Genomic DNA, 14,830 nt, shown 5'->3' with positions numbered 1-14,830 from the left:
GTGCGATCGCAGCCTGCGGCAGCGGCTACACGGCTACAGGATCACGCACTCACCCCCGCATCCGCCCGCAGGCCCTGTGCCTCGACGGCGCTGATCGCACATTGCTCATCAATGTCCGAGGTGTCGCCGCTGATGCCGATCGCGCCGATCACCGCCCCTGCCTGATCCCGAATCAAGACCCCTCCCGGCGCCGGCACCACGCTGCCCTGCCCCAGGCTGTTGAGCGCGGCGATGAAGGCCGGCCGCTGCTGTGCGTCCAGCGCCAGCAGGCGCGAGCCCTTGCCCAGGGCGATCGCGCCCCAGGCCTTGCCGGTAGCGATCTGCGGCCGCAGCAGACTGGCCCCGTCTTCGCGCTGCAAGGTCACCAGATGCCCGCCGGCATCGAGTACCGCAACGGCCAGCGGGGCCGCACTGATCTCACGTCCGCAGGCAATGGCCTTGGCGGCCAGGCTGACTGCAACTTTCAAGGTTAAAGCGCTCATGGGTGCCGTCCTTATTTTCTTATTGAGAAAGCTGTGGGGTATTCCGCTAAGAAGATAGATACAACAAATAGAACACAACAAATTTTATTTTTGTATACAATAATTCTCGCAAAGCTCAGCATCCGACAATAAATCGCTGGTTTATCGGCATCGGACGAACGCATCCAAGCGCCAGAGAAAATGGATTGACCTGCGACGCTCGCCGTGAATACACTCTGCGCAAAGCAACTTGTATACAATTACAAAACGTAAGAGGCACAAAACCATGAGCAAAATGAGAGCAATCGAAGCCGCCGTTCTGGTGATGCGCCGTGAAGGGGTCGATACCGCTTTTGGCATCCCGGGGGCCGCCATCAACCCGCTGTATTCGGCCCTGCAAAAGGTCGGCGGCATCGATCACGTCCTCGCTCGCCACGTTGAAGGCGCCTCGCACATGGCCGAGGGCTACACCCGCACCAAGGCCGGCAATATCGGCGTGTGCATCGGCACCTCCGGCCCTGCCGGCACCGACATGGTCACCGGCCTGTACAGCGCCTCGGCCGACTCGATCCCGATCCTCTGCATCACCGGCCAGGCCCCGCGCGCGCGTCTGCACAAGGAAGATTTCCAGGCCGTCGACATCACCAGCATCGTCAAGCCGGTAACCAAATGGGCGACCACCGTCCTGGAACCGGGCCAGGTGCCTTACGCCTTCCAGAAAGCCTTCTACGAAATGCGCTCCGGACGTCCCGGCCCGGTATTGATCGACCTGCCGTTCGACGTACAGATGGCCGAGATCGAATTCGACATCGACGCCTACCAGCCGCTGCCGCGGGCCTTGCCGTCGGCGACCCGGGTCCAGGTGGAAAAAGCCCTGGCCCTGCTGGACCAGGCCGAGCGCCCGTTGCTGGTAGCCGGCGGCGGCATCATCAATGCCGACGCCAGCGAACTGCTGGTGGAATTCGCCGAGCTGACCGGTATCCCGGTCATCCCTACCCTGATGGGCTGGGGCAGCATCCCCGACGATCACCCGCTGATGGTCGGCATGGTCGGCCTGCAGACGTCCCACCGCTACGGCAACGCGACCCTGCTCAAGTCGGACGTGGTCCTGGGCGTCGGCAACCGTTGGGCCAACCGCCACACCGGCTCGGTGGACGTCTACACCGAAGGGCGCAAGTTCATTCACGTCGATATCGAGCCGACCCAGATCGGCCGGGTGTTCACCCCGGACCTGGGCATCGTCTCCGACGCGGCCGCGGCGCTCACCGTCTTCATCGAGGTCGCCCGCGAATGGCAGGCCGCCGGCAAGCTGAAGAACCGCAGCGCCTGGCTGCAGGATTGCCAGCAGCGCAAGTCGAGCCTGCAGCGCAAGACCCACTTCGACAACGTGCCGGTCAAGCCGCAACGCGTCTACGAAGAGATGAACCAGGTGTTCGGCAAAGACACCTGCTATGTCAGCACCATCGGCCTGTCGCAGATCGCCGGCGCGCAGTTCCTGCATGTGTACAAGCCGCGGCACTGGATCAACTGCGGCCAGGCCGGCCCGCTGGGCTGGACCATTCCGGCGGCGCTGGGGGTGGTCAAGGCCGACCCGAACCGCAAGGTCGTGGCGCTGTCCGGCGACTATGACTTCCAGTTCATGATCGAAGAGCTGGCGGTGGGCGCGCAGTTCAAGCTGCCGTACATCCACGTGGTGGTGAACAACTCCTACCTGGGCCTGATCCGCCAGGCGCAGCGCGGTTTCGACATGGACTACTGTGTGCAGTTGTCCTTCGACAACCTCAATGCCCCGGAACTCAACGGCTACGGCGTGGACCACGTCGCGGTCGCCGAAGGCCTGGGCTGCAAGGCCCTGCGGGTGTTCGAGCCGGCGGGCATCCAGCCTGCGCTGCGCCAGGCCCAGGAGCTGATCGAGCAGTTCAAGGTGCCGGTGGTGGTCGAGATCATTCTCGAACGCGTCACCAACATCTCCATGGGCACCGAGATCAACGCCGTCAACGAATTCGAAGACCTGGCGCTGGTCGGCAACGACGCCCCCACCGCGATTTCCCTGCTCGACTGACACCGTCATGTAGCCGCTGCCGCAGGCTGCGATAAGGCCGGAGGCCTTCAGCGATCTTGAGATCTTGCGCATCCTGCGGATGCGATCGCAGCCTTCGGCAGCGGCTACAGGACCATGCACCCTCCACAGGAGACCACCATGCCGCGTTTTGCCGCCAACCTGTCCATGCTGTTCACCGAACAGGACTTCCTCGCCCGCTTCAAGGCCGCCGCCGAGGCCGGCTTCAGCGGGGTCGAATACCTGTTCCCCTACGAATTCAGTTCCGCCGAGATCAAGGCGCACCTCGACGCCCACGGCCTGACCCAGGTGCTGTTCAACCTTCCCGCGGGCGATTGGGCGAAAGGCGAGCGCGGTATCGCCTGCCTGCCCGACCGCGTCGAGGAGTTCCGCGCCGGGGTCGACCTGGCCATCGCCTATGCCCAGGTGCTGGGCAATACCCAGATCAACTGCCTGGCTGGCATCCGCCCCCAGGGCGTCGACGACGCCACGGTGGAAAAGACCTTGGTCGCCAACCTCAAGTACGCCGCCGAGAAGTTGCAGGCGGTGGGCATCAAGCTGGTGATGGAAGCGATCAACACCCGCGACATCCCGGGCTTCTACCTGAACAACACGGCCCAGGCCCTGTCGATTCGCGAGCAGGTCGGCAGTGCCAACCTGTACCTGCAATACGACATCTATCACATGCAAATCATGGAGGGCGACCTGGCCCGGACCATGGCCAGCCACTTGGACGCGATCAACCACGTCCAGCTGGCGGACAACCCGGGGCGCAACGAACCAGGGACCGGCGAGATCAACTACCGCTTCCTGTTCGCGCACCTGGACAAGATCGGCTACCAGGGCTGGGTCGGTTGCGAGTACAAGCCGCTGACCACCACCGAGGCCGGCCTGGGCTGGCTCAAGAGCCACAACGCAATCTGAGCGGACACCGCGTCATCGTTCATCGCTGTAGGAGCGAGCTTGCTCGCGAAGGTCGTCAACGATGACGCAGGCATCCTGAATGAACACGGCGCCCTTGCCGTTTTTTCGCGAGCGAGCTCGCTCCTGCATAGGGCGTGCTACCTGATAAAAAGAGGATTTTCTCATGGCTAAAATCGGATTCATCGGCACCGGCATCATGGGCCACCCAATGGCGGCGAACCTGCAGAAAGCCGGGCACAGCCTGTTCCTGTCCCAGCACCATGACGCCGCCCCGGCCGACCTGGTCGCCGCCGGCGCCATCGCCCTGGCGAGCCCCAAGGAAGTGGCCCAGGAGGCCGAATTCATCATCGTCATGGTCCCCGATACCCCGCAGGTCGACGACGTGCTGTTCCGCGCCGACGGCGTGGCGGCCGGCGTCGGCCCGGGCAAGGTGGTGATCGACATGAGCTCGATCTCGCCGACCGCGACCAAGGCCTTCGCCGCGAAAATCGACGAGAAAGGCGCGCAATACCTGGACGCCCCGGTGTCCGGCGGTGAAGTCGGGGCCAAGGCCGCGACCCTGAGCATCATGGTCGGCGGCGACGGCCAGGCCTTCGAGCGCGCCCTGCCGCTGTTCCAGGCCATGGGCAAGAACATCACCCTGGTCGGCGGCAACGGCGACGGCCAGACCGCCAAGGTAGCGAACCAGATCATCGTCGCGCTGAACATCCAGGCGGTGGCCGAAGCCCTGTTGTTCGCCGCGAAGAACGGCGCCGACCCGGCCAAGGTGCGCGAGGCGCTGATGGGCGGCTTCGCGTCCTCGAAGATCCTCGAAGTGCACGGCGAACGCATGATCAAGGGCACCTTCGACCCGGGCTTCCGCATCAGCCTGCACCAGAAGGACCTCAACCTGGCCCTGCAAGGCGCCAAGGAGCTGAACATCAACCTGCCGAACACCGCCAACGCCCAGCAAGTGTTCAGCACCTGCGCGGCTATCGGCGGCAGCAACTGGGACCACTCGGCGCTGATCAAGGGCCTGGAACACATGGCGAACTTCTCGATCCGCGACAAGTAAGAGAACGCCGGGAAATCCCCTGTAGCCGCTGCCGCAGGCTGCGCCAAGGTTCGAAGAACCTTCCAGCGATGCGAAGGAGCACGCCCGCTTCGCAGGCGATCGCAGCCTGCGGCAGCGGCTACAGATTGCGTTACGACAACACCTCAAATAACAAGAATCCCGGGAGCCCGCCATGCCGGTCGATCCGCAACAATTCCTCCGTGAGCTGTTCGCCACAGCCATCGACGCCGCCCACCCGCAACAAGTCCTCGAAGCCCACTTGCCCAGCGACCGCAGCGGCCGGGTGATCGTCATCGGTGCCGGTAAGGCCGCCGCGGCCATGGCCCAGGTGGTCGAGCGCTGCTGGCAGGGCGAGGTCAGCGGCCTGGTCGTCACCCGCTACGGCCACGGCGCGCCCTGCGAGAAAATCGAAGTGGTCGAAGCCGCTCATCCCGTGCCCGACGCCGCCGGCCTGGCCGTGGCCAGGCGCGTGCTGGAGCTGGTCAGCGACCTGTCGGAACAGGACCGGGTGATCTTCCTGTTGTCCGGCGGCGGTTCCGCCCTGCTGGCCCTGCCCGCCGCGGGCATCACCCTGGCGGACAAGCAGTCGATCAACAAGGCCCTGCTCAAATCCGGCGCCACCATCGGCGAGATGAACTGCGTGCGCAAGCACCTCTCGGCGATCAAGGGCGGCCGCCTGGCCAAGGCCTGCTGGCCGGCCAGCGTCTACACCTACGCGATTTCCGACGTACCGGGCGACCTGGCCACGGTCATCGCCTCCGGCCCCACGGTGGCCGACCCCAGCACCTCGGCCGAGGCGTTGGCGATCCTCAAGCGCTACGCCATCGACGTGCCGGTGGCGGTGCGCAACTGGCTGCAAAGCCCGGAATCGGAAACCGTCAAGCCCGGCGACCCGAGCCTGGCCCGCAGCCACTTCCAGTTGATCGCCCGGCCGCAACAGTCGCTGGAAGCCGCCGCGGTAAAAGCCCGCCAGGCCGGTTTCAGCCCGCTGATCCTCGGCGACCTGGAGGGCGAATCCCGAGAGGTGGCCAAGGTCCACGCCGGTATCGCCCGCCAAGTGGTGCTGCATGGCCAGCCGCTGGCCGCGCCTTGCGTGATCCTCTCCGGCGGCGAAACCACGGTCACCGTGCGCGGCAATGGCCGCGGCGGGCGCAACGCCGAGTTCCTCCTGAGCCTGACCGACAGCCTCAAGGGCCTGCCGGGGGTCTATGCCCTGGCCGGCGATACCGACGGCATCGACGGTTCCGAAGACAATGCCGGCGCCCTGATGACCCCGGACAGCTACGCCCGCGCCGCCGCCCTGGGCCTGAGCGCCAGCGACGAGCTGGACAACAACAACGGCTATGGCTACTTCGCGGCCCTGGACGGGTTGATCGTCACCGAGCCGACCCGCACCAACGTCAACGACTTCCGCGCCATCCTGATCCTCGAGAGCCCCAAACATGACGCCTGACAAAAAGGTCAAAATCCTCGCCACCCTCGGCCCGGCCATCGACGGCATCGACGATATCCGCGAACTGGTGCAGGCCGGGGTGAACATCTTTCGCCTCAACTTCAGCCATGGCGACCACGCCGACCACGCCCAGCGTTACCAGTGGATTCGCGAAGTGGAAAAACAGCTGAACTACCCGCTGGGCATCCTGATGGACCTGCAAGGCCCGAAACTGCGGGTCGGCAAGTTCGCCGAGGGCAAGGTCCAACTGCATCGCGGCCAGGCCCTGCGCCTGGACCTGGACGCCACCCCGGGCGACCCGCGCCGGGTCAACCTGCCCCACCCGGAAATCATCGCGGCCCTGGAGCCGGGCATGGACCTGCTGCTGGACGACGGCAAGCTGCGCCTGCGGGTGACCGCCAAGCACGCCGACGCCATCGACACCACGGTGCTCAACGGCGGCGAGCTGTCGGACCGCAAGGGCGTCAACGTCCCGCAGGCAGTACTCGACCTCAGCCCGCTGACCGCCAAGGACCGCCGCGACCTGGAGTTCGGCCTGGAGCTGGGGGTGGACTGGGTTGCCCTGTCGTTCGTGCAGCGCCCCGAGGACATTCGCGAGGCCCGCGCGCTGATCGGCGACAAGGCCTTTTTGATGGCCAAGATCGAGAAACCCTCGGCGGTGACCCAACTGCGCGAGATCGCCGATCTGAGCGACGCGATCATGGTGGCCCGCGGCGACCTGGGGGTGGAAGTGCCCGCCGAAAGCGTGCCGCAGATCCAGAAGAACATCATCGGCACCTGCCGCCAGCTGGGTAAACCGGTGGTGGTGGCTACGCAGATGCTCGAATCCATGCGCTTCTCCCCCGCCCCGACCCGGGCCGAGGTCACCGACGTGGCCAACGCCGTGGCCGAAGGCGCCGACGCGGTGATGCTCTCGGCGGAAACCGCGTCCGGCGAATACCCGCTGGAAGCGGTGCAGATGATGAGCAAGATCATCCGCCAGGTGGAAAGCGGCCCGGACTACCAGACCCAGCTCGACGTCAGCCGGCCCCAGGCCGAAGCCACGGTGTCGGACGCCATCAGCTGCGCGATCCGGCGCATCAGCAGCATCCTGCCGGTGGCTGTGCTGGTGAACTACAGCGAGTCCGGCAGTTCCAGCCTGCGCGCGGCGCGGGAGCGGCCGACGGTGCCGATCCTCAACCTGACGCCGAACCTGTCCACCGCGCGGCGCCTGACGGTGGCCTGGGGCGTGCACTCGGTGGTCAACGATCGCCTGCGCCAGGTCGACGAGGTCTGCTCCACCGCCCTGGAAATCGCCCAGGCGCAAGGCATGGCCAAGCGTGGCGACACCCTGTTGATCACCGCGGGCGTGCCGTTCGGCCAGCCGGGCTCGACCAACTCGCTGCGCATCGAAACCCTGATCTGAGCCCCATCGCGCAGCGGTCAAGACCCCAACACGGCACCGCCTGATTGACGGCCGCTACGCGATCAGGCGCAGCGGCTACAAGAACCGACCCTCATGCCCTCAGAACACTTCAACGCCTACTGCCCCGACTGGGCCACCGCCCTGCTCAACGGCTTCAGCCAGATCTTCCTCCAGCGCCATCCGCTGTGCGGCCTGCTGTGCCTGCTGGCCATTCTCTTCACAGCCCCGGCGCTGCTCGGCGGCGCGCTGCTGGGCGGCGTGGCCGGGTTGCTGACCGCACAGCGCCGGGGGTATGCCAAGGCCGACCGCCAGGCCGGGCTGTTCAGCTACAACGGGGTCCTGCTCGGCCTGCTGCTGAGCCTGCGGTTCGACTGGTCGGCGCTGCTGCCGCCGTTGATCATCGCCTGCGGCGGGGTCAGCGCGATCCTCACCCAGCAATGGCTCAAGCGCGCCCGCGCCCCACATGGCCTGCCGGCCTACACCGCGCCTTTCGTCGGCCTCGGCTGGCTGTTGCTGAGCCTGGCCGCGCCGCTGCCGGCCAGTGCCGCGCCCGCGATCGGCCCCTGGGGCGCGCCGGATGCCGTGGGCTTGTTGCTGGCATGGGTCCGGGGCCTGGGCCAGGTGATGTTCCTCGAACACCCGCTGGCCGGGGTGCTGATCGCCTGCGGCTTGCTGCTGGCCGACCGCCGGACCGCGGCCTGGGCGCTGGCCGGCTCGGCGCTGGGCCTGGGCTTTGCCTGGTGGCATCAGGAAAGCGCCAGTGCCCTGCTGGGCCTGGGCGGCTACAACTGCGCGCTGGTGGCCCTGGCGCTGGGCCAGGAGCGGCGCCGGCCCTGGCTGGCGCTACCGGGCATGCTCCTGGCGCTGCTGCTGACGCCGGGCTTCGCCGCGCTGGGCCTGCCAGTCCTCACCGCGCCGTTCATCCTCGCCTGCTGGCTAGTCCGCGCCACCGCCCGGGTACTGCGCCAGGCCGCCGCGGACAGCGCGCCTTGCGCTACCGGGGCCAATCCCCCTAGGCTTCGCTGACCTTCGATTCAGGCGAGACACATGGACAACACCCCGGGCAGCGACACGGCCAGCACCCCGCACTGGCGCGAGCGCCTCTACGTCATGATTTTCCAGACCGACACCGTGGCCGGTCGGCGCTTCGACAGCATCCTGCTGCTGATCATCCTCGCCAGCCTGGTGATCGTGATCCTCGACAGCATCGACGAGGTGCATCAGAACTACGCCAATGTGCTGGCCTATATCGAATGGGGTTTTACCCTGATCTTCGCCATCGAATACGGCCTGCGCCTGTACTGCTCGCCCAAGCCGCTGCGCTATGCCTTCAGTTTCTACGGGCTGGTGGACCTGCTGGCCATCGTCCCGGGGATCCTCGCCCTGTATTACAGCGACGCCCAGTACCTGTTGATCATCCGGGTGATCCGCATGCTGCGCATCTTCCGCGTACTCAAGCTCGGCCCCTACCTCAAGCAGGCCCACTACCTGCTCGACGCGCTGCGCGGCAGCAAGCAGAAGATCCTGGTGTTCCTGCTCAGCGTCTGCACCCTGGTGACGGTGTTCGGCACCCTGATGTATGTGGTCGAAGGCCCGGAACACGGCTTCACCAGCATTCCCAAGGGCATCTATTGGGCTATCGTCACCCTGACCACCGTCGGCTACGGCGACATCGTGCCCAAGACCGTGATCGGGCAAATCATTTCGTCGATGGTGATGATCACCGGCTACTCGATCATCGCCGTGCCCACCGGGATCTTCACCGCGGAGCTGGCCAACGCCCTGCGCGGCGAACAGCTCAAGCACGACTGCCCGGTGTGCAGCAAGAATCACCACGAACACGGCGCGGCCTTTTGCTCGCGTTGCGGCAATGCGCTGTTCCCGAAAGTGGTGCAGGAAAACTGAATAAGCAAAGCATTTTTTAATCTTTAAAGAGATATACCGCCCCGGCTATAGTCGGCGGCAAAATGCCTTCACTCTCGAATACGTCACTCTCAACAAAAAGGAATGTGCAGTGAAAAAACTCGTTAGCGCCTCTCTCCTGGCCGCCGGCCTGGCACTGGGCAGCGTCGCCCAGGCCGCCCCGACCCTGCTCAACGTGTCCTACGACGTGATGCGAGACTTCTACAAGGACTACAACAGTGCCTTCCAGAAACACTGGCAGGCCGAGCACAAGGAGAACATCACCCTGCAGATGTCCTTCGGCGGCTCCAGCAAACAGGCGCGCTCGGTGATCGACGGCCTGCCGGCCGACGTCATCACCATGAACATGGCCACCGACATCAACGCCCTGGCCGACAACGGCAAGCTGGTGCCGGACAACTGGGTCACCCGCCTGCCGGACAACAGCGCGCCCTTCACTTCCGCCACCGTGTTCATCGTGCGCAAGGGCAACCCCAAGGCCCTGAAAGACTGGCCGGACCTGCTCAAGGACGGCGTCCAGGTGATAGTCCCCAACCCCAAGACCTCGGGTAACGGCCGCTACACCTACCTCTCGGCCTGGGGTTATGTGCTGAAGAACGGCGGCGACGAAAACAAGGCCAAGGACTTCGTCGGCAAGCTGTTCAAGCAGGCGCCGGTGCTCGACACCGGTGGCCGCGCCGCCACCACCACCTTCATGACCAACCAGATCGGCGACGTGCTGGTGACCTTCGAGAACGAGGCGGAAATGATCGCCCGCGAATTCGGCCGCGATCAGTTCGAAGTCATCTACCCGAGCGTGTCCGCCGAAGCCGAGCCGCCGGTGTCGGTGGTGGACAAGGTGGTCGACAAGAAAGGCTCGCGCGCCGCGGCCGAGGAATACCTGAAGTACCTGTGGTCGCCCGAAGGCCAGGAAATCGCCGCCAATAACTACCTGCGCCCGCGGGACCCGAAAGTGCTGGCCAAGTACACCGACCGTTTCCCGAAAGTCGATTTCCTGTCGGTGGAAAAAACCTTCGGCGACTGGCGCACCGTGCAGAAGACCCACTTCAACGACGGCGGGATCTTCGACCAGATCTACAGCGGGAAGTAACCGCCAACCCTGTAGCCGCTGCCGCAGGCTGCGAAAAGGGCCGAAGGACCTTCAGCGCTGGTAAAAACAGCGCCTCCTTCGGAGTCGATCGCAGCCTGCGGCAGCGGCTACAGTTTTTTGCGCGTGAAGAATCTAGAGCCCCGCCGCGGCCTCGAACAGCACCGCCTTCCCGGCCTGGTCCAGCTCCGGCAGCATGGCCTCGGCTTCGATCTCGATCACCCATTCAGGCAACGACAAACCGCTGACGACGATCCATGAAGAAGCCGGCGGCTGCTGGGGAAAGCGCTGTAACAGCACCTGGCTGATCTGTTCCTGCTGGTCGCGCACCGCTTCGGCGATGTAGATCCGCAGCATCACCACATGGCTCAACTCGCCGCCCGCCGCCGCCAGCACCCGGGCGATATTGTCGACGCTGCGCTCGGCCTGCTCGCGCAACCCGGGGCCGACACAGACCTCACGCTCATCGACGCCCACCTGGCCGGACAACAGCAGGCGCCGCCCGCCGCGCACCTCGACGGCCTGGCTGAAACCGTACTGCAGGGAATTGAAGACACTGGGCGGATTGAAGACTGACTTAGGCATGGGAGCTCCGCTGCGATAGACGACCGCAAACCCTAAACCAAGCCCCCGCCCAAGGCCACCGAAACCCAGCCGTTGAAACACCCGGCAACGTAACAGCCAGTCGCTACATCGGCGGCGTCACCCCGTCCTTGCCCGCGGAGATCGACTGCGCGGTAAGCGTGCCGTCGGCGCTCTGGGACACGAACATCACCACCTTGACCCCGGCCTTGAGCAGGCTGCGATCGCCCGGGGCCAGGTTGACGATAGGCACGTCGTCCGGCACCAGGATCTTCTGCTGGCCGCCCTTGTAATTGACGGTCAGGGTACGGCCGTTGCTCACCACCAGGTCGCCGACGCTGCCGTTGGTCATGCTGCTGCCCTTGACCAGGTCGAAGGGCCGATGGCCGTCGCCGGTACCGGCCATCTGCGGCGGGAACACATGCACCTCCAGCGCCTTGAGGCTGCCGTCGGCCTGCGGCACCGCGGCCGAACCGATGTAGCTGCCGGGCTTGATGTCCTCGATATTGGCCAGGCTCACGGCGCGCACCTGGGTCTGCGGCGTGAGGTTGATGGTGACGTTCTCGCCGCTGTTGACATGCACCCGCACAGCGTCGCCGGCGAGGCTGGTGATTTCCCCGCGCACACCAATCCGCATGCCGGGAGCGTCCTGGGCCTGGGCAACGCCCACGGCCATCAGTGTCATCAGGGCGGCGAAGCGGGTCGCACAACGCAGGCGATCGAACAACAGATTCATAAAGGCGGTGTCCTGTGCTGGAAGGTTGAAAGGCGGCGGCGCAAAACAGCCGGGAACATGAGCACGCTACCGAACAGATGTAAGTAAATGTATCATCGGACGCACTGCCCGGCGCCTTATTCCAACACGCTTCACGGCCTTTCCAGGCATTCGTTCCTCGGCACGATGAATACCTTCGCTGCCCGCCCCCCGACCCAAACAGGCGCGACCTCCGCACGTGCGCCCAGCCCTTTGGCCGCCAAGAGAATCACCATGACTTCCACCCCGCAAGCGCTGCACAACGCCACCGCGACCATGACCCGCGGCATGGTGCTGCTGTTCGCCTTCTGCTGTGGCGCCATCGTCGCCAATATCTACTACGCCCAGCCGATCATCGAGCTGATCGCCCCGGACATCGGCCTGAGCAGCACCATGGCCAGCCTGATCGTGTCCCTGACCCAGATCGGCTACGCCCTGGGCCTGTTTTTCCTGGTGCCCCTGGGCGACCTGCTGGAAAACCGCCGGCTGACGATACTGACCAGCCTGGTGGCCATCGCCAGCCTGCTGGGCGCAGCCTTCACCGAGCAGCCCAACGCGTTCCTGTTGGTCTCGCTGCTGATCGGTTTCAGTTCGGTATCAGTGCAGATCCTGATTCCCCTGGCCGCGCACCTGACCCCGGAAGAGTCCCGTGGCCGGGTGGTCGGCGGGATCATGGGCGGCCTGCTGCTGGGTATTCTCCTGGCGCGCCCGGTGTCCAGCGTGGTCGCCGACCACTTCGGCTGGCGGGCAATGTTTATCGCCGCCGCGGTGCTGATGGCCGCCATCAGCGTGGTCCTGCTGCTGACCGTGCCCAAGCGCCAGCCCGCTCACAACGCTACCTACTTCCAGTTGCTGCGCTCCCTGGGCAGCCTCCTGCGCCAGCAACCGGTGTTGCGCCAGCGCGCGTTCTACCAGGCCTGCATGTTCGCCACCTTCAGCCTGTTCTGGACCGCGGTGCCGCTGGAGCTGGCGCGCAATCACGGCCTGTCGCAAAGCCAGATCGCCCTGTTCGCCCTGGTGGGCGCCATCGGCGCCATCGCCGCGCCCATCAGCGGGCGCCTGGCGGATGCCGGCCACACCCGGATCGCCTCGTTGCTGGCCATGCTGTTCGCCGCGGTGAGTTTTCTGCCGGCCTTTATTCACCCCGCCTACAGCGTCGTCGGCCTGGCGGTGACCGGCGTGGTCCTGGATTTCTGCGTGCAGATGAACATGGTCCTCGGCCAGCGCGCGGTCTACGCCCTCGATGCCCATAGCCGCGGGCGCCTGAACGCGCTGTACATGACCAGCATCTTCATCGGCGGCGCCCTGGGCTCGTCGATTGCCAGCGCGGTGTACGAGCACGCCGGCTGGCTGGGAGTCGTCGGCCTCGGCAGCGCCCTGCCGTTGCTGGCCCTGCTGCGTTTTCTCGGCAGCTCGCGCAAGGCGCTGCCGGCCACGGCCTGAATCGAGGGGGCGACGGCGCGGCCTGAGTCAGATGCGCTCGCGCACTAGCACTTCGACCTTGGCCGTCTCGCCCCACTGGCGCACCCGCTCGATCAGCGCCAGGTCGGTCTCGCCCACCAGGTACAGGGTTTCGATCGACTGGCTGGCTGCCCACTGGACAAAACCGCACTGCTCGAACGCGTCGACCGAGGCCAGCCGGAACTCGTTTTCATAGAAGCCGGGGGTCACCGCGACGCGGGTGTCCTGGGCGCTGACCTCGGGCAGGAACGGGCACTCCAGGTGTACCACGCCCCACTTGGCCACGCGCCAGTTGCGCAGCGCTTCGTCGAAGCGGCTACGGGCACCGCGGACAAACCCCAGGCCGTCGATCACCATGCGCCGGTTGACGATCAGCCACATCTTGCGTTTACGCGGCGCCTTGAGCAGCACTTCGCCGGTGACCTTCGACGCCCGCAGCGCCAGGGCGAAGACCAGCAGTACCGGAACGAAGTAGCGATAGACCGTCTCGGCGTTGCTGGCGCGGGTCAGCTGGTACAGCCTGTGCACCTCTTTACGGGCCTGCGCCAGGTCGCCAAGGGTCTTCCCGAGCTGATCGAGCCAGGCCAGCACGGGCGGCGCCGAATACCCGGCACGCAGTTCGTCCAATGCCTGTATCACCGTTCCCACCGAGAGCACCGTCAGCTTGCCGTCCGCCGTTCGCTCCAGCGCGGCAAAACGCTGGCAGAGTTGCTTCAGCTGTCCTCCATCCGCAGCGCCGTAGGCTGTCGCCGCGGCGCGGCATTGCTCCGGGCCCAGCAGGTCGTCGATCTCCGCCTTGATACGGCGCTGGGTCGCGGCTTCATGGGACTCGGCCAACCGGTAGTCGCTCTGGAACCATTCGGTCCGCACGCTCTGGGTCTCGCCGATCAGCGCCAGTGACGCCAGCAGCAGCCAGCCGTAGTCCACGCGCTTCCAGCCGATCTCGCCCAGGCGGAACACCGAGATCAGGCTCCAGCAGAAGAAGTAATAAAGGAAGAGAAACAGCACCAGCAGGCACGCTGGCGTCAGGGACAGGTAGATCAGTTGCGGGACTTCGACATTGGCGAAACCGTGCACAAAGAGCAGGACAGCGAAAACGCAGAGCCACGACACCATGGGCGCGAAATAGGGTTTGTTCAGGCTTTTTTTCATCGGGCGCTCGGAGGGTGATACTCAGGAACACCCCGGTGTATCGGCCATCCAACCGGCTGCTTGAACCGCCCGCGGGCCCAGCCCGCTCAGCGGTAGCCGCTTACTGGAACTGGCGCCCCAGGCCCGAGGGCACGCCGTGGATATCGGTCTCTTCCCACGGCCCGCTCGGGCTGATGGAACGGCTCCAGCCGTTATTCCAGCGGTAATAGGTGCGCTGGCGGTAGAAGGTGTTGTCCTGGTCGTCCAGGACATACACCCCCAGGCGTGCATCCCAATGGCTGTTGCCCCCCGGCGGCGGGGCGAAGCTGGCGGAGGTGCGCGGCAGCGGCTTGGCCGGCTTGATCGGCGCGGAAGGTTTGCCCGGGCTGCTGGGCGGTGCCGGCTGGGTGCCGGGCTGCGCAGGCGGGATCGGTGGCGGCGCCCCGGGCGGCGTCGGTCGCTGGACCGCACAAGCGCTCAACCCCAGGACCAGCGTTAACAGGGCGATGCGAGCGATGGCGGTCATGGCGGTTTCT

The 14,830-nt window shown here is 65.6% G+C and carries 14 protein-coding genes; 9 read left to right on the top strand and 5 right to left on the bottom strand.

Annotated features, from left to right (window positions below; all coding sequences use genetic code 11):
- Positions 1-41: 41 nt before the first annotated feature.
- Positions 42-482 (bottom strand): GlcG/HbpS family heme-binding protein, encoded by a 441-nt coding sequence (locus tag BTN82_RS07965; protein WP_075118610.1) that lies wholly within the window; start codon positions 480-482, stop codon positions 42-44.
- Positions 483-747: 265 nt separating this feature from the next.
- On the opposite strand from BTN82_RS07965, the gene gcl reads away from it, so the two are divergent.
- The 8 genes from gcl (at position 748) to BTN82_RS07925 (ending at position 10,369) form a co-directional block, all read left to right on the top strand.
- Positions 748-2,523, top strand: a complete 1,776-nt coding sequence (gcl, locus tag BTN82_RS07960; RefSeq protein ID WP_075118609.1) for a glyoxylate carboligase — start codon at positions 748-750, stop codon at positions 2,521-2,523.
- Positions 2,524-2,661: 138 nt separating this feature from the next.
- The gene (hyi, locus tag BTN82_RS07955; protein ID WP_075118608.1) at positions 2,662-3,444 is read left to right on the top strand and encodes a hydroxypyruvate isomerase; all 783 of its coding nucleotides are present in this window, start codon (positions 2,662-2,664) and stop codon (positions 3,442-3,444) included.
- A gap of 163 nt (positions 3,445-3,607) precedes the next feature.
- Positions 3,608-4,498 carry a 2-hydroxy-3-oxopropionate reductase gene (locus tag BTN82_RS07950; RefSeq protein WP_075118607.1) on the top strand — a complete coding sequence of 297 codons (891 nt, stop codon included), beginning with the start codon at positions 3,608-3,610 and terminating at the stop codon, positions 4,496-4,498.
- A gap of 172 nt (positions 4,499-4,670) precedes the next feature.
- Positions 4,671-5,951: a glycerate kinase gene (locus BTN82_RS07945; protein WP_075118606.1), complete on the top strand. Its 1,281-nt coding sequence runs from the start codon at positions 4,671-4,673 to the stop codon at positions 5,949-5,951.
- Complete coding sequence (pyk, locus tag BTN82_RS07940) at positions 5,941-7,356, top strand: pyruvate kinase (protein WP_075118605.1); 1,416 nt, start codon at positions 5,941-5,943, stop codon at positions 7,354-7,356. Before BTN82_RS07945 ends, pyk begins: the two co-directional genes overlap by 11 nt.
- 93 nt (positions 7,357-7,449) lie before the next feature.
- Positions 7,450-8,382: an urea transporter gene (locus tag BTN82_RS07935; RefSeq protein ID WP_075118604.1), complete on the top strand. Its 933-nt coding sequence runs from the start codon at positions 7,450-7,452 to the stop codon at positions 8,380-8,382.
- Positions 8,383-8,403: 21 nt separating this feature from the next.
- Complete coding sequence (locus BTN82_RS07930; RefSeq protein ID WP_075118603.1) at positions 8,404-9,261, top strand: ion transporter; 858 nt, start codon at positions 8,404-8,406, stop codon at positions 9,259-9,261.
- 109 nt (positions 9,262-9,370) lie between these two features.
- Complete coding sequence (locus BTN82_RS07925) at positions 9,371-10,369, top strand: sulfate ABC transporter substrate-binding protein (protein WP_075118602.1); 999 nt, start codon at positions 9,371-9,373, stop codon at positions 10,367-10,369.
- Positions 10,370-10,501: 132 nt separating this feature from the next.
- On the opposite strand, the gene BTN82_RS07920 is transcribed toward BTN82_RS07925, so the two are convergent.
- Entirely contained in the window at positions 10,502-10,951 is a 450-nt protein-coding gene (locus BTN82_RS07920) for a RidA family protein (protein WP_075118601.1), read from the bottom strand.
- Between the two features lie 103 nt (positions 10,952-11,054).
- On the bottom strand, positions 11,055-11,633 hold the full coding sequence (locus BTN82_RS07915; RefSeq protein ID WP_148169493.1) for a DUF5666 domain-containing protein: 579 nt from the start codon (positions 11,631-11,633) through the stop codon (positions 11,055-11,057).
- A gap of 303 nt (positions 11,634-11,936) precedes the next feature.
- Between BTN82_RS07915 and BTN82_RS07910 the strand changes: the two genes are divergently transcribed.
- Positions 11,937-13,145 carry an MFS transporter gene (locus BTN82_RS07910; protein WP_075118599.1) on the top strand — a complete coding sequence of 403 codons (1,209 nt, stop codon included), beginning with the start codon at positions 11,937-11,939 and terminating at the stop codon, positions 13,143-13,145.
- Between the two features lie 27 nt (positions 13,146-13,172).
- On the opposite strand, the gene BTN82_RS07905 is transcribed toward BTN82_RS07910, so the two are convergent.
- Positions 13,173-14,315, bottom strand: a complete 1,143-nt coding sequence (locus BTN82_RS07905; RefSeq protein ID WP_075118598.1) for a hypothetical protein — start codon at positions 14,313-14,315, stop codon at positions 13,173-13,175.
- A 100-nt stretch (positions 14,316-14,415) separates the two neighbouring features.
- A complete protein-coding gene (locus tag BTN82_RS07900; RefSeq protein ID WP_075118597.1) occupies positions 14,416-14,820 on the bottom strand; it encodes a hypothetical protein in 405 nt (134 codons plus the stop codon).
- Positions 14,821-14,830: the final 10 nt, after the last annotated feature.

This window comes from Pseudomonas chlororaphis, assembly GCF_001921865.1.
Lineage (GTDB): Bacteria > Pseudomonadota > Gammaproteobacteria > Pseudomonadales > Pseudomonadaceae > Aquipseudomonas > Aquipseudomonas chlororaphis_D.
The sequence above is the reverse complement of the archived record's forward strand: the minus strand, read 5'-3'. Positions and strand labels throughout refer to the sequence as shown.

Bases quoted from the DNA above. Each gene is read 5' to 3' on its own strand.
- hyi (WP_075118608.1), top strand. From the start codon at position 2,662: ATGCCGCGTTTTGCCGCCAACCTGTCCATGCTGTTCACCGAACAGGAC.
- BTN82_RS07950 (WP_075118607.1), top strand. From the start codon at position 3,608: ATGGCTAAAATCGGATTCATCGGCACCGGCATCATGGGCCACCCAATG.
- BTN82_RS07930 (WP_075118603.1), top strand. From the start codon at position 8,404: ATGGACAACACCCCGGGCAGCGACACGGCCAGCACCCCGCACTGGCGC.
- BTN82_RS07910 (WP_075118599.1), top strand. From the start codon at position 11,937: ATGACTTCCACCCCGCAAGCGCTGCACAACGCCACCGCGACCATGACC.
- BTN82_RS07920 (WP_075118601.1), bottom strand. From the start codon at position 10,951: ATGCCTAAGTCAGTCTTCAATCCGCCCAGTGTCTTCAATTCCCTGCAG.
- BTN82_RS07905 (WP_075118598.1), bottom strand. From the start codon at position 14,315: ATGAAAAAAAGCCTGAACAAACCCTATTTCGCGCCCATGGTGTCGTGG.
- BTN82_RS07965 (WP_075118610.1), bottom strand. From the start codon at position 482: ATGAGCGCTTTAACCTTGAAAGTTGCAGTCAGCCTGGCCGCCAAGGCC.
- pyk (WP_075118605.1), top strand. From the start codon at position 5,941: ATGACGCCTGACAAAAAGGTCAAAATCCTCGCCACCCTCGGCCCGGCC.
- gcl (WP_075118609.1), top strand. From the start codon at position 748: ATGAGCAAAATGAGAGCAATCGAAGCCGCCGTTCTGGTGATGCGCCGT.
- BTN82_RS07935 (WP_075118604.1), top strand. From the start codon at position 7,450: ATGCCCTCAGAACACTTCAACGCCTACTGCCCCGACTGGGCCACCGCC.
- BTN82_RS07945 (WP_075118606.1), top strand. From the start codon at position 4,671: ATGCCGGTCGATCCGCAACAATTCCTCCGTGAGCTGTTCGCCACAGCC.
- BTN82_RS07915 (WP_148169493.1), bottom strand. From the start codon at position 11,633: ATGACACTGATGGCCGTGGGCGTTGCCCAGGCCCAGGACGCTCCCGGC.
- BTN82_RS07900 (WP_075118597.1), bottom strand. From the start codon at position 14,820: ATGACCGCCATCGCTCGCATCGCCCTGTTAACGCTGGTCCTGGGGTTG.